This is a genomic window from Tolypothrix sp. PCC 7712, from assembly GCF_025860405.1.
Classification (GTDB): Bacteria; Cyanobacteriota; Cyanobacteriia; order Cyanobacteriales; family Nostocaceae; genus Aulosira; species Aulosira diplosiphon.
Genome location: NZ_CP063785.1, coordinates 5023949 through 5048497 on the forward strand (window position 1 = coordinate 5023949; position 24549 = coordinate 5048497).

Annotated in this window: 15 protein-coding genes; 10 read left to right on the forward strand and 5 right to left on the reverse strand. The window is 43.6% G+C overall.

Annotation, left to right across the window (positions count from 1 at the left end):
* Nucleotides 1-162 precede the first annotated feature (162 nt).
* A complete protein-coding gene (locus tag HGR01_RS20570; RefSeq protein ID WP_155539200.1) occupies nt 163-318 on the reverse strand; it encodes a hypothetical protein in 156 nt (51 codons plus the stop codon).
* Nucleotides 319-707: 389 nt separating this feature from the next.
* Between HGR01_RS20570 and HGR01_RS20575 the strand changes: the two genes are divergently transcribed.
* The gene (locus HGR01_RS20575; protein ID WP_045870156.1) at nt 708-2252 is read left to right on the forward strand and encodes a hypothetical protein; all 1545 of its coding nucleotides are present in this window, start codon (nt 708-710) and stop codon (nt 2250-2252) included.
* 10 nt (nt 2253-2262) lie between these two features.
* Here the strand turns inward: HGR01_RS20575 and HGR01_RS20580 are convergent, their stop codons facing one another.
* Nucleotides 2263-2400 carry a hypothetical protein gene (locus HGR01_RS20580; RefSeq protein WP_155539202.1) on the reverse strand — a complete coding sequence of 46 codons (138 nt, stop codon included), beginning with the start codon at nt 2398-2400 and terminating at the stop codon, nt 2263-2265.
* Between the two features lie 41 nt (nt 2401-2441).
* On the opposite strand from HGR01_RS20580, the gene HGR01_RS20585 reads away from it, so the two are divergent.
* The 7 genes from HGR01_RS20585 to HGR01_RS20615 all read left to right on the forward strand — a co-directional run bounded on the left by HGR01_RS20585 (nt 2442) and on the right by HGR01_RS20615 (nt 16972).
* The gene (locus HGR01_RS20585) at nt 2442-6221 is read left to right on the forward strand and encodes a hypothetical protein (protein ID WP_045870157.1); all 3780 of its coding nucleotides are present in this window, start codon (nt 2442-2444) and stop codon (nt 6219-6221) included.
* 904 nt (nt 6222-7125) lie between these two features.
* Nucleotides 7126-8685, forward strand: coding sequence for a flavin monoamine oxidase family protein (locus tag HGR01_RS20590; protein WP_045870158.1), 1560 nt, complete (start codon nt 7126-7128; stop codon nt 8683-8685).
* A gap of 194 nt (nt 8686-8879) precedes the next feature.
* Entirely contained in the window at nt 8880-10616 is a 1737-nt protein-coding gene (locus HGR01_RS20595; RefSeq protein ID WP_045870159.1) for a di-heme oxidoredictase family protein, read from the forward strand.
* Nucleotides 10617-10658: 42 nt separating this feature from the next.
* The gene (locus HGR01_RS20600) at nt 10659-12125 is read left to right on the forward strand and encodes a hypothetical protein (RefSeq protein ID WP_045870160.1); all 1467 of its coding nucleotides are present in this window, start codon (nt 10659-10661) and stop codon (nt 12123-12125) included.
* A gap of 2 nt (nt 12126-12127) precedes the next feature.
* Entirely contained in the window at nt 12128-13528 is a 1401-nt protein-coding gene (locus HGR01_RS20605; protein ID WP_052335170.1) for a radical SAM/SPASM domain-containing protein, read from the forward strand.
* Nucleotides 13525-15630, forward strand: coding sequence for a ferritin-like domain-containing protein (locus HGR01_RS20610; protein WP_045870161.1), 2106 nt, complete (start codon nt 13525-13527; stop codon nt 15628-15630). The genes HGR01_RS20605 and HGR01_RS20610 overlap by 4 nt, the downstream gene beginning before the upstream one ends.
* Nucleotides 15631-15817: 187 nt before the next feature.
* Nucleotides 15818-16972: an NAD(P)/FAD-dependent oxidoreductase gene (locus HGR01_RS20615; RefSeq protein WP_045870162.1), complete on the forward strand. Its 1155-nt coding sequence runs from the start codon at nt 15818-15820 to the stop codon at nt 16970-16972.
* Between the two features lie 128 nt (nt 16973-17100).
* Here HGR01_RS20615 and HGR01_RS20620 read toward each other — a convergent pair whose 3' ends face one another.
* A complete protein-coding gene (locus tag HGR01_RS20620) occupies nt 17101-19209 on the reverse strand; it encodes a LysR family transcriptional regulator (RefSeq protein ID WP_045870163.1) in 2109 nt (702 codons plus the stop codon).
* Nucleotides 19210-19231: 22 nt separating this feature from the next.
* The gene (locus HGR01_RS20625) at nt 19232-20281 is read right to left on the reverse strand and encodes an LLM class flavin-dependent oxidoreductase (RefSeq protein WP_045870164.1); all 1050 of its coding nucleotides are present in this window, start codon (nt 20279-20281) and stop codon (nt 19232-19234) included.
* Between the two features lie 576 nt (nt 20282-20857).
* On the opposite strand from HGR01_RS20625, the gene sfnG reads away from it, so the two are divergent.
* Complete coding sequence (gene sfnG / locus HGR01_RS20630; protein WP_045870165.1) at nt 20858-21955, forward strand: dimethylsulfone monooxygenase SfnG; 1098 nt, start codon at nt 20858-20860, stop codon at nt 21953-21955.
* Between the two features lie 304 nt (nt 21956-22259).
* The gene (locus HGR01_RS20635; protein ID WP_045870166.1) at nt 22260-23468 is read left to right on the forward strand and encodes an SfnB family sulfur acquisition oxidoreductase; all 1209 of its coding nucleotides are present in this window, start codon (nt 22260-22262) and stop codon (nt 23466-23468) included.
* 278 nt (nt 23469-23746) lie between these two features.
* Here HGR01_RS20635 and HGR01_RS20640 read toward each other — a convergent pair whose 3' ends face one another.
* Nucleotides 23747-24493 (reverse strand): cobalt-precorrin-6A reductase, encoded by a 747-nt coding sequence (locus HGR01_RS20640; protein WP_045870167.1) that lies wholly within the window; start codon nt 24491-24493, stop codon nt 23747-23749.
* Nucleotides 24494-24549: the final 56 nt, after the last annotated feature.

The following is a 24549-nucleotide window of genomic DNA, read 5'->3' on the forward strand; positions in this document are numbered from 1 at the left end:
GAAAATCCTTAACCGAGCAGTATTGAGCTCTATCTCAGTTTCCCCCTTGCTAAAAACTCCCCTGCCTCTTTTGACAACTGGCTGTTTTGAGTTTTTTTGAATACTAAATTAATCAGAAGATAAAGCCTATGATCAGGCTTTAAGGAAGATAAGCAGCAAAATTCATTGAAAGCGGCGGGAAACTCCATCCCCTTGTGGGTGGAGAGGGACAGCCGCCCCGCTGCTTGGGGCATTGGGCATTGGTAATTTCTTCGCCATGCCCCATGCCCGATTCCCCATGCCCAAAAACTCCATCCCCTTGTGGGTGGAGTTTTTCATATTAGGTTAAATTTCCGAAATTACTACTGGCTATGGTTTTGAGAGATAAATAACAAAAAAATATTAAGTTCTTTCTTAAAAGCCTAAACTGCGATTGTGATTCAAAAGCGAAAAAGGCAAATTAGATTTACGTTCCCAAAACACCAGTGGGTACTGCACAAAAAACTGATTAAATTACACAAAATAAACAGCAAAGGAGACTGTTAAATGCCGAATTTCACTATTCGCTTGCATAAACCGCAAAAGTCCAAGGTGTAACTTCTCAGAGAGTTAAATGAGTTACTTCAATTAACTAGCATAAGTACTATGTTTTTGGCAAAACAAAAACTGCAGCACATTAACAGCATTAGTTCTAACTATTATCTGCCCCATCTATTCAGGAGATTTATATGGCTAACAATATCAATGATGCTCTAACTGGTTACGATATGGTCTGGGCAATCACGCAGGACACCCTTCAGTCACAATTAACGTGGTTATTTTCGATGGGCTTCATCTCAAATGAGGTGAAATTTGGAAATTTGGACAATGATGGCTTAGAGTTTGATGGTGTCATCGATCAGCCTGACCTGATCATCGCCAATGAATCATCTAACGCGATCGCTTACTTTGTCGTCAAGTTCGCTTCCGGAAAAATTAAGTACTATACTGGCTTTGGAAGAAATGCCAAGCTTGAAGAAACCAATCTCACACCAGACCCGAATAACATCGACCAAACCACTTGGAAGCTCGCCTTCAAAGTTCAGCTCAACATCGCACTGCTCGCTGAAAATTACAAAGATAAAAAATCAATTCCTCCCAGTATCCAAGACAAGCTCTCTAACTTCAAGTCATCCGATTTTACGGTGAAGAACATCTTCCTGGACTTCCAAAACTCGGATATGACGACCTACGATGAGGGACTGTCAAATATCCCAACTAGTAGTTCGTTCCTAAAGTCAAATTTCTCTGGGATGCTGGGTGCCTGGATTTTGGATCAGCAAAAAACCGATAACCCCTACATTCTAGGCTACACAGCTGACGCTCCATTCAACGAGTCATCAATCTTTCAGCCAACCGGATCGACTTTCTCCTCCCATCGCTTTAAGCCGATCGCGCCTGAAAATGCAGGTCTGAGTACCCTCAATTTTCTGTTAATGACTGACGGTACAACCCCCTCTTCCCAAGGTGGACAATTCAATTACAACCTGGTTGAGTCAAATGAGTTTTCTGGGACAGGGTTAGTGGCGAAAGAGATCGTCTGTTCCAAGTGGATTGAAACCCAAGTTTTGCCTGCGCTGAAACATGCGATCCGGGGTGATGGCAATTGGCAGCGGCAAGGCGAAGATGTTAAATGGGTTTACGAATTTAGTCCACCTGATGTGAAAAAGACTTATAAGAATGCAGACTCAGGAATAGTCGATGTCCATGCAACTTATAGCAGCCAAACTTATGCTGTGGCTGAGATCCGACAAAGCATCACCGATTCACAGGGAAATAGTTACCCAGGCATTTATATCAGTGGGTATTACTACTACAGAGCCGATTTGGAAGAGAAGCCACTTGGCATCGAAACAACTGCTTGGCAGTATGATAAGTTGCCTTGGGAAGTCAAGCTGTTCATGAAAGCAGGTACAAACGGCAAAATTCAGTTGTGGTCAGAAACCACGAAAGGGAACAAGGACAGCGGGCATGATGAATCTTGGCTGGCGGAGTTTGCTGACTTGTTTGACGGTGGATATAACAGCTGGCTCCAAAGTGTAGATGAATCCTACACTTCCCTTTCTAACAATAGTTTTGATTCCCTGACCTCCTATTTACACAATACACTGAGTCAACTTGAACAGCAGGTGATTCTGCCAGCACCCAGCGTCTTTGTCTACAAAGATGTCAGCTTCACAGACGAGAAAAATATGAAGGTTCATCTCTCCTACAATACTCAGGTTTCCCCTTAAGCAAGAGATGTCATTTTAATTCGACCTTTTGCGTCATCTGGCTAAAAAAGCTGAGGAAAGAGGATTCAGTATCTTGCAGAACGACTAAGATACCAAGACCCTCAGCTTTAGCTTGCTCTAGATAACTTTGATGACGCAAAAATTTCATTGATTAATCGCCTCATCCAAACCAGTTCCAAAAATTAGGAGATGACTGTGCTAAGTACTACGGCAGCTAAATTCCAAATTGATGCTACACCTGAAAGCGGCTATAGTGAGTTGGAATTCTCTGTTTCCACAGAGATCATGAAAGACCACTCGGCTGGAATGCCCGTCGATCCTCAGCATCGAATTGCGGTTTTACGCGATCGCAATAATGCACCAATGATTTTTTCAATTGGGTCAGATTCAGGTTTTTATCTAATTCTACGTGACCCAAGTAATGCAGCAGGGTGGAAGCAAATCGATCTACGTCCAGGTATTCATAAAAGCTTTTCCTACATGGGCGAGAATGCCACAGCCCAAGCGATGGCGGTGTCCCAAGATGCCAACGGAACCATTCGGATTGCGGTTGCCCTAAAGCCAGTCAATGCCCCAGGAAAAAACAATATCCTGTTTTTGACGAAAGATTTATCGAATGATCCATCTAAGACAAATTGGGACGATCTCTCCACAGTGTGGGTAGAGCGTCCTGACAATCTTGGAGGTGTGCAAATTACTCAAATCAAACTGGGCACTAATAACGATCGTCAGGGTACACCCACCGTTCTGGCAATTGTTGAAGTGAATGGGGAAGAGAAACACTATTTTGTGAATTCAAATTTCTCTAACACCAGTTGGATTTGGCAAGCTTACCCCATTCCCCATAATGCAGACAAAATCTTAGATGTTGCAGTAGGAACCTTCGGCGTGCGTGGCACTTGGGCACTCTACACCGTTGGGGCAGAAAAAGTATTAACCTTCACCAGTCTTCGTACGGCACAAATGCCACAACCGATTGACATTGTCTACAAAAATATACCCCCAAATTTGCAAGCGATTGGCACGCTCCCTAGCAAAGACGGCAAGAATACAGATGTCTATGCGGCAGGAGATGGATTGTATGTATACCGAACCGTTACTCCTCCCCACGGTAGCCCCACCTATGTCACTATCGCCGATCGCAATGCTGTACCAGGTGCGAGTGAATTGATCCTCTCACAGGCAGGCAATACAGTTTCTATTTGGGCGATGGATGAAAATGAACAGTTGGTGTTTGTGCAAGGTAGAAATGATGATGCACAAGCTTGGACAACCCCTGTTCCTCTGTTGAACAATGTCTCGCAAATTGCACCTTTATGCGATGCTCAAAATCAGGTCAATGATGTTTTTATTGTGACCAATGACAGCAAGCTGGAATACATGTGGCGAGACGAATCCAGCACGCTGTGGAACACGCAGGAGATTGGGATTCACAGCACCGGGACGATGCTGACGTATCAAGCTTACGTAACTCATATCAAGGTCAAATCTAGCAATACATCCCAGCAGCTCGTTAACAATCCGCTGAAGATCAGTGCCTCTTCCTATGGCTATGTCACTATTAATGGTCGATCGCACATCATCTCGCCCAATCATGAAATTAACGTTGTACCTGATGAAATGGGTGTTGTGACGATTACTCAAAAAATTGAAGATATTGCAGCCCCCATTCTTCATGTCAAAGCTGATTTCTTAACCACAGGGTTTGACGTACACTCGTCTGCGCCATTGAACCAAGGGCTGCGAAACATGACGGCTGACGATCTGGCAAATGCCACGTTCCAGTATGGAGATCAGCAGGGACAGAAGGTGCTACAAGGAAAATATGCGGACTCTTCCCATATTCAAGCATCCACACAAGTCTTGAGCAAAATTACAGACTTGGCATTAATTACCTTTGATGATTCAACTCACGCACACCTAGCAAATCAAGGCGTAAAGCTGAATCCATCTGGTAAAGCCGAGAACAAAATCGACGTGAATAAACTACCGAACAGTTATGCCTGGGGCTTTACATGGGATGACAGCACCCTAAATTTCTCCGATGGCCCCCATGCGATCGAGTCCATTGGCAAGATTTTGGAGGCAAATCCGCTCACCTGGTTCATTGGGGATGTTCTGGAGCACTTCGGCAAAAAGCTGGAGAGCAAGCCCAAGAGTTTCTTCATGCATCTGACTGCTGAGGGAGTCCTGGAACTGGTGATCGACTTCGGTGAGTCTGTAATTCAGACCGCCATCGATGTGGTCGAGCAAGTTGTCAAAGCGTTGAGTTGGGTACTCAAAGAGCTATTCGGCATCGATTTGATGAAAATTTTGGAATGGTTAGGCTTTCTCTTTGAATGGGATGACATCCTAGTCACGCATGAGGTATTGGTCAATGCTGCCAACAACCTGATCGAATTTGGCAAGTCGGAAGTCAGCCTGTTCAAAGACTATATCAATACATTTTGCGATTATTTGTTGAGCGAACTGAAAAAGATTCAGCCCTACCCTTCTGAAATTGGAACCACATCTGCCCAAAAGATATCAGATACAGGACAATCCGCTGCCCGTTCTGGAGATAACGGGAATGGGTTTGAAAAAGTGTTCACCTTCTTCACAGATAGTCCGGTTGGCAATTGGGGCATGGCTCAATTGCTTCAAGGTAATATTCTGGAAGGCAGTGATCAGCGAAATACAGATAGCCCTTGGGTAGTTCAACTTACCAATGCTGTTGCCCGATTTGCAGGTGACACAATCCTGGAAGAATTCAACGACTTCGAGACGACCATTTCTCAAATTGCCACCGATCTAAAGCGTCTGTATGATGACGATGACCTTTCGTTTAATAAGATTCTGGCACAACTGGGTGGCGATATCCTCGAAGGAATGATTGAGGCAATTCGCATTTTCTTGACCAAGCTGCTGGATTTGCTCGTTGATATCCTTTCGGCTCTAAAGACAGGTGTAAATGAGACGATCGATATCCCGTTGCTGTCTCCTCTCTACAAAATGATTACCAAAGGCAAGGATCTATCTGCCCTAGATGCCATGATGCTGATTATGGCAATTCCGACTACCGTTGGGATGAAATTAGTGTTGGGCAAAGCGCCTTTTGATCAGGGTTATGTTGTGCCGTTTAACATGCCCCCTGTCACCGAACTGCCTCTCCCCTCAACTCCTGGTATCGTTAGTCCAGCGGCAATTCGCTCCGTGATGCCTGCAAGTATTCGCTCCGAGGCAATTCCAATCAGTCCGGTCGCTAGCTTTGCTACAGTGGCGACGGCATTGGTTGAAAATGGCAATCAAGAGAGTAAGCCCGAAATTGGGGAAGACTTACGGAACTGGACTTATACAACTGCGGTTCTACTCCTCATCGGCAGCTTAGGTACCACTATTGTCGATATACTTGCGTACAAGGCGATGGCGAAGCTAAAAAATCAGGAAGGAAAACCGCTCGTTGGCAAAGAGAATGCTCTAAAAGAGGCGAAGGTGAAATATGCAATCTTTCACCTCGCCTTCCGCCTACCGATTATTATTGCTTCTTTCCCCTATACCGCCAATAAAGCAAGTTATGGAGTGCAGATGAGTGTTGGGGTGCTGAACCTGACCGCCATCGTAAAAGATGGTTTCTTTGCTGCTGCAAAAGACGACAAGGACTTTGACAAAGCAAGCATTGTCGTGGATGCCATCTATACTTTACTGGAGCTAGTGTTAGAGATCCCGATTTTGGTTCTCGAACTGAATGAGGCAGAGAAAGAGCATAATGACCATGCGAAACGGGACGTTGAGATGAAGTTTGCTCAACATGGGATTGCGACCCTGAGTGAAATTGGCAAGGCAGTAGAAGAACTAGATGTTGTCAAACATCCCATTGCTGAGGGCATTCTAGTCGGTGCTGTGATCTTTCTGAATTTAGGGGCAAACGGAGTCAACCTTACCCGCATGATCTTAAATGCCGCAAAAAACGAACCGCACCACAACGTCTAACCCATACCATATTTAATTTGCAAAAACCTTGAGACTGGAATGGCACTACAAGACTTTCACAGGCTTAACTGAATCGTATTGACCGTGCCAATTTTAGATTGCCGATTTTAGATTTTTTGGTTCATGCCCCGTCCCTAGTGGACGGAACAAATCCAAAATCCAAAATCCAAAATCCAAAATTTAAAATCCTTAAGCCCTGCACCCTTGTGGTCGGGGTCAATCCAAAATCCAAAATCTAAAATCCAAAATTCGTTGACTTATACCCATCTTCTGTATTTGTGTCAGAAGTACGGATATCAATACTGCTCGGTTAAGGATTTTCAACTTTTAATTTGGTTGGGGGAAAAGGTGAAAGGGTAAGGGTTAAAGGTTTTTTATTGCCCCTTTTCCCCTTCCCCTTTTCCCCTTAACCGACAAGTATTGGTACGGATATATCATCGACTCGTTGGTTTGTAATTATGGGTTCAGTTGCCATAATTCTGAACCTATACCGATTTATTCATTTTTGGAAATATGCCTTTCGGTATACTTATTTTCCTAACTCCTCAAAAAATGAGTGAACTGGGAGTAATAAAGAACACAAAGTTTTGTAATGATTTTAAATTTCTGCAAACAATTGGAGTTTTAGGGTGAAAACATAGTATGTTAATTGATTAGTAATACATAGCTAGTAACCTGATTAAATTAGGTTGTAATAGTCAGCCTTTCATAATTCTTCCCCTTACGCCCCTACATTTAAATGACATTCATCTATTCTTGTTTTGCGCTTAACAAGAGTGACATTCAGTACAGGTCTAAAGCTGGCATATGAATACTACCAACTTTGGGTAGATGCGAATTAAGAGGACATAATATCGACTTTTGATTATTTTCTAAACCAAGCATGAATAGAGGATAAAAAATCATGGCTGATATCGATATTGCGATCATTGGAGGTGGTGTATCGGGTGTTTACAGTGCATGGCGGCTCAAAGAAGCTTATCCACATAAGAAGATTGTTGTCTTCGAGGGAAGCGATCGCATCGGTGGGCGTTTACTGTCAGTGCGACCACCAGGCATCAAAAATATGGTTGCAGAGCTTGGCGGGATGCGTATTCTTCCAGGAGTACAACCCCTAATCACCAAACTCATCGACAAGCTCAACGAGATACTTCCAGCAGAGCAGCAGATTGAGTTATATGACTTTCCAGTTGATCAGCCTGAAAATATTGCTTATCTGCGTGGTGTTTATCTGCGGCTTTCCGACTTCAGCAATGAACCTGAGAAAGTGCCGTATTATCTCTCATTTTTGGAGCGCGGTCATTCAGCAGGCAACATCATTATCAATGCAATTGAGCAGATTGTCCCAGGAATCACCGATCCAAACCTGAATGAATCCCAACGGCGACAAATGGCGCAGAATGCCAGCTTTGGTGAAAGGCCACTATGGGAACAAGGTTTCTGGAATGTGCTAATCCGTGTCATCAGTGGCGAAGCCTACGAACTAGGTGTCGATGCCGGTGGCTACAACTCGACACTCACTAATTGGAACGCTGCTGATGCAATTCCCTGGTATCTCTCCGATTTCGGTACTAACTCGAAATATAAGGGTTTTAAGAAGGGTTTTCAGGAAGTGCCGAAATCATTAGCGGCGCTTTTCCGTAGCGCCGAAGGTGTGATTGAGCTAAATAAGAAGATCGACGGCTTCGATTGGAAAGACGGCACTTTTGAAGTGTACATCCAGAACCAAAAGATGACAGCAAATTCATTAATCCTGGCAATGCCGCGCCGCTCACTGGATCTGCTTGCGCCGAATAGCCCGCCTCTGTTGAAGATTCAGGATCTAATCGCCAGCGTCACACCGCGTCCACTCTTCAAACTCTTCACAACCTATAACAATCCGTGGTGGCTGGCAGCAGGGGTCAAATCTGGACGAACAGTTACAGACTTACCAGTGCGACAAACCTATTATTGGCCTCAAGATGACGGCTCGGCGGCAACTGATGGGTCGGCGATGTTAATGGCAAGTTATGACGATGGGACAAACATCGGCTTCTGGGACGGCCTGCGTCCACGTCGGCGACAGGCCTGGCAAAAGCACAAGAAGGTTGCAGAATTCGTGAACAATCCATTCTTAGGCGATCGCCAGAAAAAGTCTGATAGCGAGTGGGATAAATATGTGGCACCAGCGCCGATGGTTGAAGAAGTTGCACGCCAACTGGCAAAGATCCACGGTCTGACCTACACACCAAAGGTAGAGGCGGCTGCATTCCGCGACTGGGGCGACGACCCATTTGGCGGTGGATGGAATAGTTGGAACATCGGTGTCAAAAGTTGGGAAGTAAAGCAAAAGATTATCCAACCGATTGCTGATTGCTCACTATATATCTGCGGCGAAGCTTATTCAAATGCTCAGGGCTGGGTCGAAGGTGCTTTGGAAACAGCCGATATGGTGCTAGAGCATTTTGGCATTGCTGAACTATAGCGATCGCGTCACCGCCCAGCATAGCTGATCGCGATTTTTCCCAAAAGAGCATGAACTAAAATTCCAGAACCAAATATGTCCAACCATTGAGGGTTCACAACAAGATGATTCAACTAAAAGGGAAATTTTTCCAGCTGATTAGCATTCTTCTTTTAGTCAGCTTCTTTAGTTTATTCGGATTCTGCACGTCCGATATGTTAGCTCAAACAACAAACCCACCAAATAAATATACAGAAGATCCAGTCTTTACTTCTGACGTTAACATTGACCAAAATACATTACTTAAAGGGGGATATAAACTACGTAAGGTTTTAGAGTCGGGAAATCAATTCTATACCAATCCCTATACACCTACAGACGGCATTGGTGAAGGGCCAACAGGGCCTCGTTCACCCCAAAGAGCAGCTTTATATCCTCAAGATCCGACCTTTCCCTTCTTGAGATTAAATGGTCTTGATTCCCAAAGTTGTTTTGAATGTCATAACAGCATTGGGGAATACAAACAACCAGGGACTCAAAGCAACGCTTTTCTACGCAAGCCTGGTGTGACTGGTGGTTCAGCAGGGTTTGCTAGCACCGCATTCATTAATCCTAATTTTCCGAAACATCTAACAGAATTACTTCGTAGCCCACCTCATGTTTTTGGTACAGGCTATACCCAGCAGTTAGGTGATGAGATTACCCTCGATCTGCAATATCTCAAATCGGTCGTCCATGAAATCGCTAAAAATCATCCAGGACAGTATGTAAAGCAAGATTTAAATTCCAAAGGAATCAACTTTGGTTACTTTGGTAGCACTTATAATGCAGACAGCAACTCATTCACAGACGATACCTCAGGAATCAAAGGGGTAGCATCAGACTTGATTGTTCGGCCTTTTCAATGGAAAGGAATTGCTTCCAGTGTTCGCCACTTCGTGCGCGATGCTCTAGATTTTCACTTTAGTCTACAAGCCGTAGAGAAAGTAGGACTGAATAATGACCCTGACAAGGATGGCAAAGTTAATGAAGTTACTGTAGGTAACCTATCAGCACTGACAACTTTTGTAGCGATGACCCGTCCGCCACAGCAGCAAATACCACCAGATCAGGCAACTGTGGTCAGTCGGGGTCAACAACTTTTCGGTGCAGGAACGGGTAATTTAAATTGCGTTAGCTGCCATATACCAAAGTTAACTATCAATAATCCCTACCTAACTATCGACGACCCAGAGATACCTTCAGCAACCAAGGCTGCTTTTTTATCTCAAGCCCCGCCCACTCTCATCAATGCCCAGCAATCTCAGGATGAACTATCTGTTATTCAGAAATTCCAGCGCTATTACAACCAGTTCAAACAAGAAATAGCCCAGATGGAAACAGCACCGACACTGGAAGGATTGCAAGCTGCCATTCCGGAGAAAAAAGCGATATTTGATCGGATTGTAGCAACAGGAGAGCGTAGCGCAGCTAAAACAAGTGAAGCTTTAACTGCAACACAGCAGCCAGTCACTGGTTATACGATTCCTCTGACTCCCATAGATAACACTTTACCAAGTTACATCTTCCCGCGTTTACCTCAAAACTCCAACGGCAAAATTACTGTCCCACTCTACAGCGATCTTCGTACCCACAACATGGGTAAAGGATTATCAGATTCAGTAAATCAAGGCACGGATGTTAAAGGGATATCTATCCAACCTCCTGACTTTTTAACTCGACCTCTATGGGGAGTTGCTGATACAGGCCCTTGGCTGCATGATGGTCGCGCTCGTTCTTTGCAAGAAGCGATCGCCAAGCACGCTAATCTTAGCGATCCTAATGATGGTAGTGAAGCGGCTTCAGCAGTACAAGCCTTCAAAAATCTGAGTTCTAGTGACCGAACTGCTGTAATTCAATTCTTGAATACTATGCGCCTACCCATCCAACCGAATCTGAAAATCCAAAATTAGTTTTTGCCATCAAAAATCTCTCGTTAACTATTAACTTTACTTATGTCTTCACAAGATTTCTTAAGTTTGGAAGAAATTTGGATTTGTCCCCCCTTAGCCTTTGCTCGTTTTGGACAATCCCCATATCCAATGGAGAATTTCCATTGGGCAGAGAATGATTACTCGCCTCGGGGTACAGCTGAAACAGTCATCAAACCTGCACTGACGTTTAATATCGATCCCAACGGCAATATTTCTGCTTATTTGCCAGAAGAAATTCGTTTCAAAGATAAAGGTAAGTGGCGACCGGTTTGTCCGTTTTTTGAGTTACATGGACGTTGGTCAGACGGGTATGAAGGCCCCATAGGACTGAATCAATTGCAAGCAGCTAAGTTGAGTCTCAATGATGTAGTGTGGTACGTGGAAGCCGCCAACCGCAAAGCATATCACTACACCTTAGCAGAAGGGGATCTAGTTGCAGCTGCGCTCGAAATTCCCGGTACAAATCATCTTTTACACCCGATATTGGGTCACAGTCCCGAAGGGGCAGAAAATCCTCTGATTCCCCCTGGTGTGGATATTCCATTAGGCCATGTGCAGGTAATTCGCCCTAATCCAAGTTGGCCTGAGTTGCGTTTGCGAATTACCCCACCCCAGGGATTGATTTATGCTCCTAGCAATAGTTGCGATCGCAACTTAACCCAGTTGATCCCACTGATTCAAGACCAAGCGGCATTTTTGCGACAAATCAATTGCTGTCTCAATCCCGATGCTGCATGGCCTCACTGGAATCCCGGGCCAGACGATAATCAAGATCCACGCACCAATCCAGGTGGTTTGTATGCTCAAGAACCGGATACCACTAGCTTGGGATTTTTGGATGATTCCAATGATGGTTTGATTAAAGTGACAGTCAAAGGAGCAAGTGTCGCTACAGGTCAACTCACGGCTTATGCTCGTTACACATGTTGTCCGCAAGACTTCCAACCAGACCGCCGACCATTTGTTTCCATTGCTGATGGTTTGAGCGATTTAGTCAAACGAGACGAAGTTTTGCATCAAGGATTTATCGAGGGGGAAAACTGGGCAGAAACAGAAGCAGAAATCGCTGATTTAATGCAACGAGTCCGCGAGACAATGGAAGCTTCTAATTTGGATCAGCAAAATTTGCGATCGCAGTTAGCCAATAACCCAAGTGATTCAGGCACAGACGCTCCTTTCCCTTTCGACCCCGTACCTCCACGCCCAGGGCATCCATTACCTTTGACCGAATTAGGTCGGATGAATCACGTCCGCTTTCTAGCTTACGAAGTGTTCAAGCAACGTATGGGACAACGTCCAGAAGTGTTTAAACAATGGATTCGCAAACCCACTGACGAACCGAAATCCTACGACAAACAAATGCCCGCCTTAATGCGAGGTTCCGATTCCACACCGATGTCCATTTCCCAACGTCAGTACTACTTGATGAAGGAATGGTTAGAAGTGTTACAAAACGGCCAAGGAACATCTCTTGATGAGGATAGTTGATCATGAATCTTCCATTACCACAGTCACCCATCTCGCCGGAAGTAGACAATTTATCCCGCGACTTTCATCTATTTGAGAGTGCTGTTGCCAAACACTTGCTGGTGGTAGACGCTTCACGAGTGTTCGATCTCGACGAGTCCACCGCCCAGCGCATCGCTCAATTGCTAGTGGTAGACGACTCGGTGAACGAGCAGGAAATCGCCAACTTTCGCCAAAGCTTTGTGATGCCAGGTGGTCAGCCTGCCATTGATGATACTCCCCTCGAACCGCCTCCCCTGCGTTCTTTATCGTTGAACGTTGCCCAAAGCTGCAATCTTGGCTGTAAGTATTGTTATGCTGACGAAGGCAAGTTTGGCAGCAAAACCCAGTTTATGCCCCAGGACATTGCCCAGCAAGCCGTAGACCGTCTCATCGCCGAGGCCGAGCCTGGTGTAGATTTAGTTGTCGGGTTTATGGGGGGAGAACCGCTGTTAAACCGCCAATTAATCCACCACATTACTCGTTATGCCAGCCAGCGCGGTCAAGAAACCCGACATAAAGTCCGGTTTTCTCTGACTACAAACGGCACTTTGGTGACAGAGGAAGATGCAGCCTTATTCGCCGAGTACCGATTTAATGTGTCTGTTAGCCTTGATGGGCCGCAATTGCTCAATGACCAATTGCGCCCAACAGTCAATGGTCGCGGAAGTTACGCAGCGGTTTTACGTGGCTTAGAAGTCATGTCAGTTCAGCGTCCTGGTCATTTGTCGGCTCGGATGACAGTCACGCCCCAAAGCGGACGCTTACTGCCAATTTTGCAGCATGTCCTGTCCTTGGGTGTTGATGATGCGGGATTTGCTCCGGTGCTGGTGTCACCCAATGCAGAGTATGCCTTTGGGCCTGAAGAGTTCGAGCTATTTTTGCAGCACATGATCGAATGTGGTGAGGTATGTAAACAACACCTGTTGCAGGGTAAGCGTTTCCCATTTACCAACTTTGAAACGGCACTTAATGAAATCCATCGTGGTAGCCATCGTCCCTACCCCTGTGGTGCAGGTGCGGGTTATCTGAGCGTGAATGCCCAAGGCCAACTTTATGCCTGTCATCGATTGGTAGGAGATGAAGAGTGGGCTATGGGTTCAGTCCAGCAAGGCTCAGACTTTGCGGCTCGACAGCAGCTATTACAGCGCCATCATGTCAACTCCATCAAACCATGTAGTGATTGTTGGGCGCGTTACCTCTGTGGAGGAGGTTGTTACCACGAAGTCAGCAAACGTGGGCGAATTGGCTGCGATTACATTCGCGGCTGGCTGGAATTCTGTTTGGCAGCTTATGCCGAATTGTCTACTTACACTCCTGAGTATTTTGTGACTCCCGAAACCTACTTTGCAAACGGAATTACAAATTTAAGTGGAAAAATATGAAAATCACCAAGAACAATAACCCGTGGCGGCCAAATGAATTTTCCCCCCAAGATCCAAAAGAATGGAAGATTTTTCCGCGTAACCTGACTGCACGAGCCGCTTACATTGTTCCGGGGAACCCAACCACTACCCGCCCAGAAGATGCTGTAGACAATTGCTATCCTGGGTTGGAAATGGATGCGAGGAATCTACATAAGTACTTCTTCCCCGGTTTGTATTTTGAAGTTTATCGGGGTGATGGCGCTCGACTTGTGGAATTAACTCCCAGCGATCGCGCCGCCCAGTGGATTAATTTAGGATTGAAAGAAAGCGATCTCCAAGATGACTTGTTTTTGTGGATTCTCAAGGGGAAAACTGCTGCTGATCAGGATGCAGAAAATCCGCCTGCCATTGAGTTCGTTGATACTAAAGACTTAGGCGGCTTATATATCTGGCGCAAAGTTAATGCGCTGTTTGCGGGAAAAACTGCCGTGGCGATCGGGACGAAACCACCAACGAACGGTGATAGTCTGAACGCTGCGAAAGCTCAGTTAGATAGCTCTTGGAACAATAACAATAGCCATGTAGAACGAGATCCAAATGGTAAATTGAAATTTGCCGTCTTGATTACAGATCGGTCAGTTTACTTGAGCAATCAAGGTGTCATTGATCCAGATGTTTACAAACCAGGTGAACTCACACGTACCCTGTGTACTCCCTGGACTTACGATTTCCGGGATTGCCAATGTTTTTATTGGGCATCTAATAAGCCTGATGTCAATAGTAGTGAAGATGGTAAATACCAATATCTCAACTTCCAGCGTAAGAACTCGAATATAGAACCACAAACCGAAGATATTGCTAACAGTTACGAAGCTCGTCGCCTGCGGGAAATCGACTATGCAGAAATGATGGTCGATTGGGAGCAACTGCGCCCAGTGGTGAATGGTCGGGAATATGGCGAATCCTACAAACCTCCTATTCCCCCGAAAGGACGGATTTTAACTCTAGAAGAAATTAAAAAGGAATTAGCTTATTTAGCTACAGTAGAACACGCTCTAGCGGTGCAATATCTCTACGCCTACTATTCTGTAAATGCTCCAGCCGAGGAGCCGCCAGAGCCAGATTTGAAAACATTCCGTATTTGGAAAGGGGCGAATGAGGTCTTCAATATCGCTATTGATGAAATGCGCCATTTGCACTGGGTTAACCAAGTACTAAAGTTACTGGGAGTCGAAACGACTGTCAAACGGGCTGCGAAAATTGGACGCAGATTTGAAGTACCTTTTTATTTGCAAAGTCTTACCAGTACTCAGTTGCAGTGGTTTATCGATGTAGAAGAACCTAGTCGCTCTACCTCAATTGGGCTGGATGGGATGTATGTTGGGATTCAGACCTCGTTGCAACAGCTTTCGCCAGAAGAGTTAGACCCAGAAACCCAACGTCGGGCGGTGGAGATCATCAAGCTGATTATTGATGAGGGTGAAGGACACTATGTGCGTTTCAGTACCGCCCAGCAGAATTTGGCTTTCTATGACAATGCGGGTCGTGGTGATTTGCCAAAATATATTCGCGGCGGTCACTGGAGTGAACTAAGCGATCAACCTAACCCGGAATTACCTAACAGTAAGCTCTATGGTGTTCCCCACGTTGAAGAATTAGGCAGCGAAGGGTTCATCCTACAAAAACAAAGTGACGCTGTATATTTAACGTTGATAGTGTTTTTGAAGTTGGCGTTTGCTATGCAAAATGAGAAAATCAGTGGTGCATCGCTACGCAAAGCGATTTCCTTGATGTTTAAGCTGAACGCAATCAATTTTCAACTGGCAGAAAAAGGAATGACACCACTGTTTACTATTCCTAAATGGTGGGAAAGCGATCCTCCTGTTACATCCCAGGAGATTGCCCACACTTTGTTAAATACAGCCAGAAGGCAATTGCTAGAATCAGGGGTATTACAAAGCCCTGCGATCGCTCAATTTGCCCAAAAAGCACCATTGACTGAATCCAAGGTATTGAAAGAGCCGATTCTTTCTAAAGTTTTGCAGAAAGCACACAATGAAAGTATTGATGAAGTGTTTGCACATTTTGATAATGCTATTTCCGAAACCACATTTCAATGAGTCAGTCTGAAGTTTGTTCCCTAACAACGATGACATGAAGGAGGAAGCAGGAAGCAGGAAGTATGTTACAGCGTATGCAATATAGTTTTCTCCTTGCCTCCTCCTATTATCGCTTTCAGCTTCAGCTTTTAGGATTGACCTCATAGCTACCGGAAGTACTGTAATTTTGAATTAGGAGCGAGGCGACGTGACTCGTGTGGCTGTTGTTGGCGATAGTTTGAGTGCTTATGCTGTAGTCGCAGTTTTAACTAAGCTGGGTTATCCTTGCGATTTGCTATGTTACCCAAAAAAATCTAACTTTTACGGGCCTTCATTAGTACTCAACGATGTGAGCGAAACATTGCTTACCGAACTTTTCCCGGATGTGAATTTGGGTGTTGATAGTCAACGTCTGACTCATCGTTGGGTGTGTTGGGGCACACAGCCAGTGCTGGTAGAACAGCCTGCATTGGCGATTAGAACCCACTCTTTACTAGAGTTACTAAAAAACTCCAAGGTCATACAGCACACGCCTATGATTGATGCTAGTCAATGGACTGCTGAACAAATATCCCAGAAATATGCTTGGACAGTCTATACCAAACACAAACAAGGTGCTGCTGCGTCTAGCTTGCTTCCACGTTCACGCCGCGTCCCGCAGGGAAGTTTTACACCAACGGCGGGCGTAGCGATCGCTTTGTCTGAAAGTTCTCAATCTTTGATTGGTGGTCAACGAGTCATAGTCACCGCAGAGGTACAAGACACGCCCAAATCTGCATACACCTGTTATATGGAATCGTTGGCTGACGGTTGGTTATTTTATGCTCCAGTCAATGGCTCTAGCGCTATGCTTCAGGCATGTTTGCCGATAACGCCAGTCAATCCTCGACGGGCGTTATTAGAATGTTTGTATCAAAGCACTACAATCAGCAAGTTTGTCAACGATTTGCAAAAGGTAAATTGTTTTGTTTCTGCCCCCCACTTGGAATGGCCTCTCTGCGGTTTAGGTTGGCTGATGGTGGGCGAACCTGCGATTAAGATTGATCCTGTAAGTGGAGAAGGTACGCCTTTTGTATTACGCAGTGCAATATTGGCAGGAGCGGTAATTGATGCAATTTTGAGCGATCGCATTCCTGATATATCTGCATTAAATCATTATAAAACTAGATTAACTCATTCATTCATTTCTCATTTGCGAGGGTGTATCCAGTTTTACCGAGAAGTATTTAGCACAAATTTAGCATGGCAAGCTGAAATAAATCAGATGATCGATATCGCTGAGACTCTATCGACTCAGCTAGAACAACAGGCTGTTAATGTGTTGAACTATCGGTTGATTGATTTTGAGTTGCACATTGGGTGAAGGGCTGAATTTTTCAGCGTTGCTGAATAGAGGGATGAATTGATTTATGTAGGTACAATTTGATACTTTCAGTCATGAAATAATAATTTAATTGAGTATCTCAGCATTTGTTCTGATTTGGAGTTGATTTAAGTGGTGCTGACTTTTGTGAAGTTGACACTGGATATTGCCCTATGACTGATATCTTCATCTTGTAGTGGTAAATCATAATTATCATAGAGAACTTTCAGGTGTCGGCTAAACTGTTCTTCTAAAAAATAGCTACTAGAAAATTCACTTGCAAAAGAAACTTGATGAAAATGATAATCTAAATTTAGCAGGTTATAGACGAGCCTCAAGAAATAATCATCTATCCAGAAATCTACATCAAACAGGGAAATGCCATATTTTCCTTCCAACCTGCGATTTAAAGTTTTTAGCAACCAAGACCATTGAGGTTTGAGGGTCGGATCGATGCGGTTACCAAATACAGGATTAAAAAACTGATTAACTTGAGTTTTTCTCACATCAATTACTTTAGTTAATAAATCTGTCGCCTGAATTGGAGATGAATTAAACCAATAGTTAGCAACTAGCAAATCATGTAAATAAGCTACAACAATTTTCGGGTTTTCTTTAATAAACTGTGAACGACAAACAATTCCTCTAATTGATGGAATTCTTAAACTATTTGTTTGAGATAAAGGCAGTTTTCTGACAAAAGCATATCGTTCTAAAATTGACGCAAAAGTGTGACAACACACGTAGGCATCTATAGTTTTGTTAGCGAGACTCCTACTAGCCCTTTGTGGATCTTCATTTATTAATCTACAATCTTTACTGACATCCATATTATAGAGGTCAAACAGAGTAATGATGAACCGATGGGCATTTGAACCAAATAACGTAGAAATTCTTTTTCCTTTAAGCTCATTAACAGTATGTATGGCAGAATCTTTATGGAGAACAATGTTCACATCCTGACCCAAAAGATTATACGAAGCAATCCCAATTAATTTAGAACCAAAACTTAAATCATCAAAAAATTGACTACCATTATTCAAGAGAGAAATATCATCTAAAATACAAATATCTAGTTCTTTGCGTTTCATCTGGCGGTTCATTTCTTCTCCAGAGGAAAAGGGCAGAATTTGTAAATCAAAATCTCGATGAATTTCAACATTTTTAAAAATAGGCTGTTCAATTAATGCGGATGATCTCTGTAAATCAGAAATATACTTAGTTCCATAGCCTGCAATAAATTGTCCTATGGAATCACGCTGAATCCCTATCCTCAGAACATTTTCCTCTTTAGCAGAATAGCTACCTAAAATTAAATTTACATTAGGCACACTTTCCAAGTTATTTTGTTCGAGTCTAAAACTTCTGACCAAACCCTCTGCGGAAATTAACAATTCACTAAAGCGGGGAACATGAATATAAATCCCATATTCATTAACATCTTGTATGGTCGAGGTTAAAACTTGGTATTGAGATATGATCTCAGCTTCACAAAAGTCAGGTAAAACGGTTGATTTCTGATTTCCTGAAGCATATTTGAGGACATCTTGATAATTGGTTAGTATTTTAACCCTACTTAATTTCTCCAACAAAAATTCATTTTTAGATAATTCCCGATGAACCTCATCTAAAAGTACAACTTCAGCCCAGTCAATCTCATTTATTTTAATCAAGCTATACTCATTGGGATATTTATTTTTCCCAAAAGAGAACAGCACCATTTTATGAGTTGTTAATCTAGTACAGTGATGTTCTTCCTTATATCCAGAACAACTGTTAAGCAATAAATCTATATCTAAGACTTGAGAAGTAGAGAAAAAACTATTACTGTGAGCCTCAATTTTTTTGATATTTCTACCGGGAAAACAAAGCTGAAATCGCTGCGAATATTGTTTTAACCAGACTTCTAAAATTAAACTAGTCGCTCCCAATATCAAATCTTCACCCTCAGCGCTAAATGTTGCGTGAAATTCTTCTCGCAGATTTTCTACAGTTTCAACAACATTAAGTGTTTGGGAAATCAATTTCTTGCCTTTATTAGTTAAGCAGATAGAGCCAGGAGAGCGATTTAGCAGAATTACCCCAAAATAATCCTCTGCTTGCTTTACTTTCTTACTAATTAGTGCTTGACTATATCCTAGTTTTTGGGCTGCTTTCGAGAAGCTACCACAATCATCTACTGCTTTTAAAATTTTGAGGTGATTGAGGGTAATATCTTCGAGTTTAATCTTATTCATGCTATGTAGGGCAAGATTTTAATTACAACCTAACTAAGTTATTTTGTTGTGTGTATTCGGAAATAACTAGTTTGTGGAAGCGGATAGTATCTTCCAACATCGATTCAAATTTGAGGATGATTAAATCAACGCCAACAGCTTCGTATTCTTTGAGACGTTGAATAATAGTATAGCGATCGCCTACCAGTTGAGCAGATAAACCAAGATTTGCTTCAATGGTTTGACTGATATCTAGTTTGTTATGGGCAACTACGTTAGGATCGATTTGCTCTTGAAAGTATTTAATCTGTTGCTGATCAGCAGAACGATAAATCGCAGCTAGTCTAGCTTCAGCTTCGGCTGTATGTTCACCAACGATCGCAAACGCACTCATAGCTACTTGAATATTACGCCCGTAGCGATCGCTTGCCAATGTTTTCACCTTCTGCACCAATGCTGCTGTTTTTTCTGGTTCATCAGCATTGATAAATAAATAATCTCCGTGACGTGCTGCTAAATTAATTGCCCGCTCTGATTCTCCAGCAATAAAAATAGGCGGTGTTGCTAGAGGTTTATCAGTTAAAATACCATCCTTAATAGTATAATATTTGCCAACATAATTAAAGTTATCGACTGTCCACAGCCCCTTGATGACCTCAATATACTCTTCCAATCGGGCGTATCTCTCACTATGGGGGAGCCAAATATCTCCATAACTTTCTACTTCTAGCTTCCACCATCCAGCAATCCCACTCAGGGCAAATCTGCCTTTACTTAATTGATTTTGAATGTTTGCACTTACATTAGCAACCACCGCAGGTAGTTTAAAACCGGGTTGTACAGCCGCCACAATCTTGATGTTCTTGGTATTCAAACTTGCCAAAGCTGCTGTAATCCATGCGTCAGCGACATTGTAGTCAGGCCCATGAATAGCATTCAAGTAATGTTCAGGAATGTAATAGAAGTCATAACCTAACTCATCTGCTTCAATTGCCAACTTTACCAAATCTTGCGAAGATACATTAGCCTCGTGATTCACAACCCGCAACCATCCACCACAGACTGGCGACCAAATTCCAAACTGAAGTGCCATAAATCTTCTTCCTGTGCCTTTTTCGACGAGAGATTCAATAAAATACGATATCTTTATCTCTTTGCCGTGGTTTAGTAGTTCACACTACCATATTTATTTCTGCTGTGTATAGTTGCAGATGAGAGTAATCTCAAGCGTTGAAAAGTATTCACTTATCACGATATGGAATAGTAGTAATCCTTTGTTGAGTCCTGTATTTCGGGTTTCTTGGACATAATCAGGATGATACCCACCAAATATAAAAGAATTATTAAATATTCAACAAACGTTAGCGGTATTCCAAAATGGAATACTGAAATGGAATTTAAGTATATGCAGTCACGACATCGGCAAAATTGTCGTGATAAAGTCTGAAACATGAAAATGCGGTAAATCAATCGGTTTATAGTATATTGTCAATATCAGATCCTGAGATTGTTTACTTGTAAACTCAGAGGACTTTGCAGCCGCTATCAAGCTTTAGATTTTTTGGATCAATTTTTAAGTGATTTGTTTAGTGATGACAAATTCGGACTTGTTGCATCACAAGCAGACTTCCACAAATAACCAAGCTGTTTCATTCTCAAATACACAATTATGGTAGATATTAAGTTCGCATACTGGATTCCCAACGTCAGTGGGGGGTTAGTAGTTAGTAAAATTCCCCAACGGACAAACTGGACTTATGACTATAATGCTCAACTAGCTCAAACAGCTGAAGAGGTTGGGTTTGAATACGCTCTAGCCCAAGCTAGATTTATCGCCAGCTATGGGGCTGAGTACCAACTAGAGGCATTTACAACCGTATCAGCCCTCGCTCCAGTCACCAAAAAATTGAAGTTGATTGCGGCGGTTCATCCTGGATTATGGCATCCCGGAGTAGTCGCTAAAATCGGTGCTAGTATTGATTTTCTCTCTAACGGACGATTTGCTTTGAATGTAGTTAGCGGCTGGTTCAAAGATGAATTCACTATATATGGTGAACATTGGTTAGACCATGACGAACGCTATCGTCGTTCCGAAGAATTTATCCGCGTCCTCAAAGGCTTATGGACAGAGGATGAGTTTCACTTTAAAGGCGACTTCTACCGGATTAACGGCGGTTGGGTGAAGCCTAGACCGGTGAATCAGAATCCCCATCCAGAGATTTTCCAAGGTGGTAACTCCAAAGCCGCCCGGCGTATGGCTGGCCGCGTTTCTGATTGGTATTTTATGAATGGTAATACCCTAGAAGGGGTAAAAGAGCAGATTGCCGAAGTGTCTGAATTAGCTCGTCGAGAAGGACGCACAATTAGGTTTGGGCTAAATTCCTTTATCATCGTACGAGATACAGAAGCAGAAGCCCATGAAGTATTGCGCGAGATTATTGCCCAAGCCGATGTAGAAGCAGTGAAAGGATTTGGCGAAGCCGTCAAACAAGCGGGAGCTGCAACTCGTGAACGTGAGGGAATGTGGGCAAATTCCAATTTTGAAGATTTAGTACAGTATAACGATGGCTTCAAGTCAGGCTTGATTGGTACGGCTGAACAAGTAGCAGAAAAGATTCGCCAATTCCATGAAGCAGGGGTTGATCTCATTCTCGGCGGCTTCTTACACTACACAGATGATTTGCCAGCCTTCGGTAAGAAGGTAATCCCCATTGTGCGGGAACTTAAATCTCATCGTCGGGCTGCTGATGAGTTGGCTGTGGTATAGATTCACAGTCATATATCTTGTAGAAGTGGGTTTTGTAGAGCCAAGCTGTTGCGATCGCAGCTAAACCCACTTCTACAGCAACAGGAAAACCCTACGCAGATATAGCAGGGGACAGGTGACAGGGTGAAAAGCCTTGTGCTGTCTAATTTTTATGATTTATCGATGTCCTAACCAACTTGACTACGGCTATATCACGATTTTTAAGTAACCAAATCATCTTCATAATTGCCCAAATTTCCGAGCAAATTAAATTTGGGACAACTCTGCGTTTAAACACGATAAATCAGAATCAAGGAGTTTTATCATGACATCACTAATTAATACAGAACAGAAGGCGCATATTATTCGTGATGACAAGGAAGCGATCGCGATCGCCCATGAATTAGCAGCTGAGTTTGCCAAGGGCGACTCAGAACGCGACCAAACTCGGCGTTTACCTGCCGAAGAAGTGCAGAAGTTCTCGCAAAGCGGATTATGGGGAATTACAGTCCCGAAAGAATATGGCGGTGCTTTTGTCTCAAACGTCACCTTAGCAGAAGTAATTAAAATCATCTCCGAAGCCGATTCTAGCCTCGGACAAATTCCCCAAAATCACCTCTACATGGTGGAAGCAGTCAGGTTGGATGGTACGGATGATCAAAAGAAATTCTTCTTTGATTTAGTATTACAAGGCAAACGCTTTGGTAACGCCTTCTCGGAAATTGGCACCAAGTCTGTCACCGATGTGCAAACCAAATTAACACCAGATGCTTCTGACTACGTACTCAACGGACGCAAATACTACTCGGCTGGCGCATTACTAGCCCATTGGGTTCCTGTGATTGCCAGCAACCCGGATGGTAAAACAGTAGTAGCATTTGTGGAGAGAGATGCCGAAGGACTGACTCTACTCGATGACTGGACAAGCTTTGGACAGCGTACCACAGCTAGCGGTACTACCATTATTGAAAATGTCAAAGTCAAGGCAGAACACGTCATACCGCACTATTTAGCCTTTGAGAGAGCAACACCAATGGGTGCGATCGCTCAAATCATCCAAGCCGCAGTAGACGTGGGAATTGCCAAAGCCGCAGTCCGTGACACCATTCACTTTGTCCGTAACCATACCCGTCCTTGGGTTGATAGTAATTTAGAAAAAGGCTACGAAGACCCCCTGACACTATACGAATTTGGTAACGTGCAGATTCAAGTCCACGCTGCTGAAGCTTTGCTGCGTCGTGCAGGCGAATTTCTGGATATCGCCAACGAGTCAGGCTTAGAAGAACCCAAAGTAGTTGAAGCCTCAATTGCAGTTGCAGAAGTCAAAGCCTTAGCCACCGAAGCCGCAATCCTAGCTACCAACAAGTTATTTGAACTAGCAGGTACTAAATCCACATTAGAGGAATTCAACTACAATCGCCACTGGCGAAATGCCCGCGCTCACACACTCCATGATCCCGTCCGTTGGAAATACTACGCTGTTGGTAACTACTTCCTCAATGGTGTCTATCCCCCGCGCCATCCTTGGCTGTAATTATCCCATTCTCTATTGGGGTGAAGCATTCAGAGGGAATTTTTACAGAATGTTTTGCCCTAATATCCTGCTTTTTTCACTCTCCGGGAGGGTAATCCCTAGAAGCCTCATCAGGTAATCCATACAAGCTATCCTAATAGTGTTGTATTTGTTATTAGAAAAAATCTTGTTAACCCTTGGTAGATAAAAGCTCGCATAATTCAGAAATGGCAAATGTTTTCGGAGAGTGACAGCACAGGGATAGAACGGATTTGTAGAAGCTCATCTTTTTCTAAACGTTACAAATTACTCAACAACCAAGCCACAACATCTTCTACATTACTTACTTGCTCACCTGGCGGTATAGCTGGACGCTTTACCATCACAACTTCGATACCAAGTTCTCGCGCCGCAATAATTTTGGCATAAGTAGCATCACCACCACTATTTTTGCTAACGATGGTATCTATTTTGTGGTGAATGAGAATTTCTCGTTCATTATCTAAAGCAAAAGGGCCGCGATCGCACAATACCAAACCCGGCGGAGTTAAAGCATCAGGGCTAGGCGGATCAATTACCCGCATCAAAAACCAAATCCCTTCTAGATGTGCAAAGGCGCTGAGTTCTTGTCTACCAACAGTCAAAAATACTCGTTGTGCTTGATTAGAAAGTGCTGCGGCTGCATCAGTAATGCTATCAACTTCAATCCAGCGATCGCCATTTACCTTTTCCCAAGCAGGACGATTGAACAGCAACCTAGGGATACCAACCTCAGCAGTAGCCGCCGCCGCATTCCAAGAAATTTGGCTAGCAAAAGGATGGGTAGCATCAATGACAAAATCAATACTCATCTCTTGCAAATAGCTAACCAAACCCGCCACACCACCAAACCCACCAATTCGCACATTTCCAGACGGAATCGACGGTTGACGAGTACGACCAGCCAAAGATGCGATCGCCTCAACTCCTGGGATAGTAGCAACTCTTACAGCTATTTCCGCCGCATCTCCCGTCCCACCTAAAATTAAAACTTTGGCATTTGGCATTTGTCATTTGGCATTTGTCATTTGTCATTTATCATTTGTCATTTGTCATTTGTCAT

What these genes read in the sequence shown, in the direction of transcription:
- HGR01_RS20570 (WP_155539200.1), bottom strand. Translation starts at nt 318, where the DNA reads ATGAAAAACTCCACCCACAAGGGGATGGAGTTTTTGGGCATGGGGAAT.
- HGR01_RS20575 (WP_045870156.1), top strand. Translation starts at nt 708, where the DNA reads ATGGCTAACAATATCAATGATGCTCTAACTGGTTACGATATGGTCTGG.
- HGR01_RS20580 (WP_155539202.1), bottom strand. Translation starts at nt 2,400, where the DNA reads ATGAAATTTTTGCGTCATCAAAGTTATCTAGAGCAAGCTAAAGCTGAG.
- HGR01_RS20585 (WP_045870157.1), top strand. Translation starts at nt 2,442, where the DNA reads ATGACTGTGCTAAGTACTACGGCAGCTAAATTCCAAATTGATGCTACA.
- HGR01_RS20590 (WP_045870158.1), top strand. Translation starts at nt 7,126, where the DNA reads ATGGCTGATATCGATATTGCGATCATTGGAGGTGGTGTATCGGGTGTT.
- HGR01_RS20595 (WP_045870159.1), top strand. Translation starts at nt 8,880, where the DNA reads ATGTTAGCTCAAACAACAAACCCACCAAATAAATATACAGAAGATCCA.
- HGR01_RS20600 (WP_045870160.1), top strand. Translation starts at nt 10,659, where the DNA reads ATGTCTTCACAAGATTTCTTAAGTTTGGAAGAAATTTGGATTTGTCCC.
- HGR01_RS20605 (WP_052335170.1), top strand. Translation starts at nt 12,128, where the DNA reads ATGAATCTTCCATTACCACAGTCACCCATCTCGCCGGAAGTAGACAAT.
- HGR01_RS20610 (WP_045870161.1), top strand. Translation starts at nt 13,525, where the DNA reads ATGAAAATCACCAAGAACAATAACCCGTGGCGGCCAAATGAATTTTCC.
- HGR01_RS20620 (WP_045870163.1), bottom strand. Translation starts at nt 19,209, where the DNA reads ATGAATAAGATTAAACTCGAAGATATTACCCTCAATCACCTCAAAATT.
- HGR01_RS20625 (WP_045870164.1), bottom strand. Translation starts at nt 20,281, where the DNA reads ATGGCACTTCAGTTTGGAATTTGGTCGCCAGTCTGTGGTGGATGGTTG.
- sfnG (WP_045870165.1), top strand. Translation starts at nt 20,858, where the DNA reads ATGGTAGATATTAAGTTCGCATACTGGATTCCCAACGTCAGTGGGGGG.
- HGR01_RS20635 (WP_045870166.1), top strand. Translation starts at nt 22,260, where the DNA reads ATGACATCACTAATTAATACAGAACAGAAGGCGCATATTATTCGTGAT.
- HGR01_RS20640 (WP_045870167.1), bottom strand. Translation starts at nt 24,493, where the DNA reads ATGCCAAATGCCAAAGTTTTAATTTTAGGTGGGACGGGAGATGCGGCG.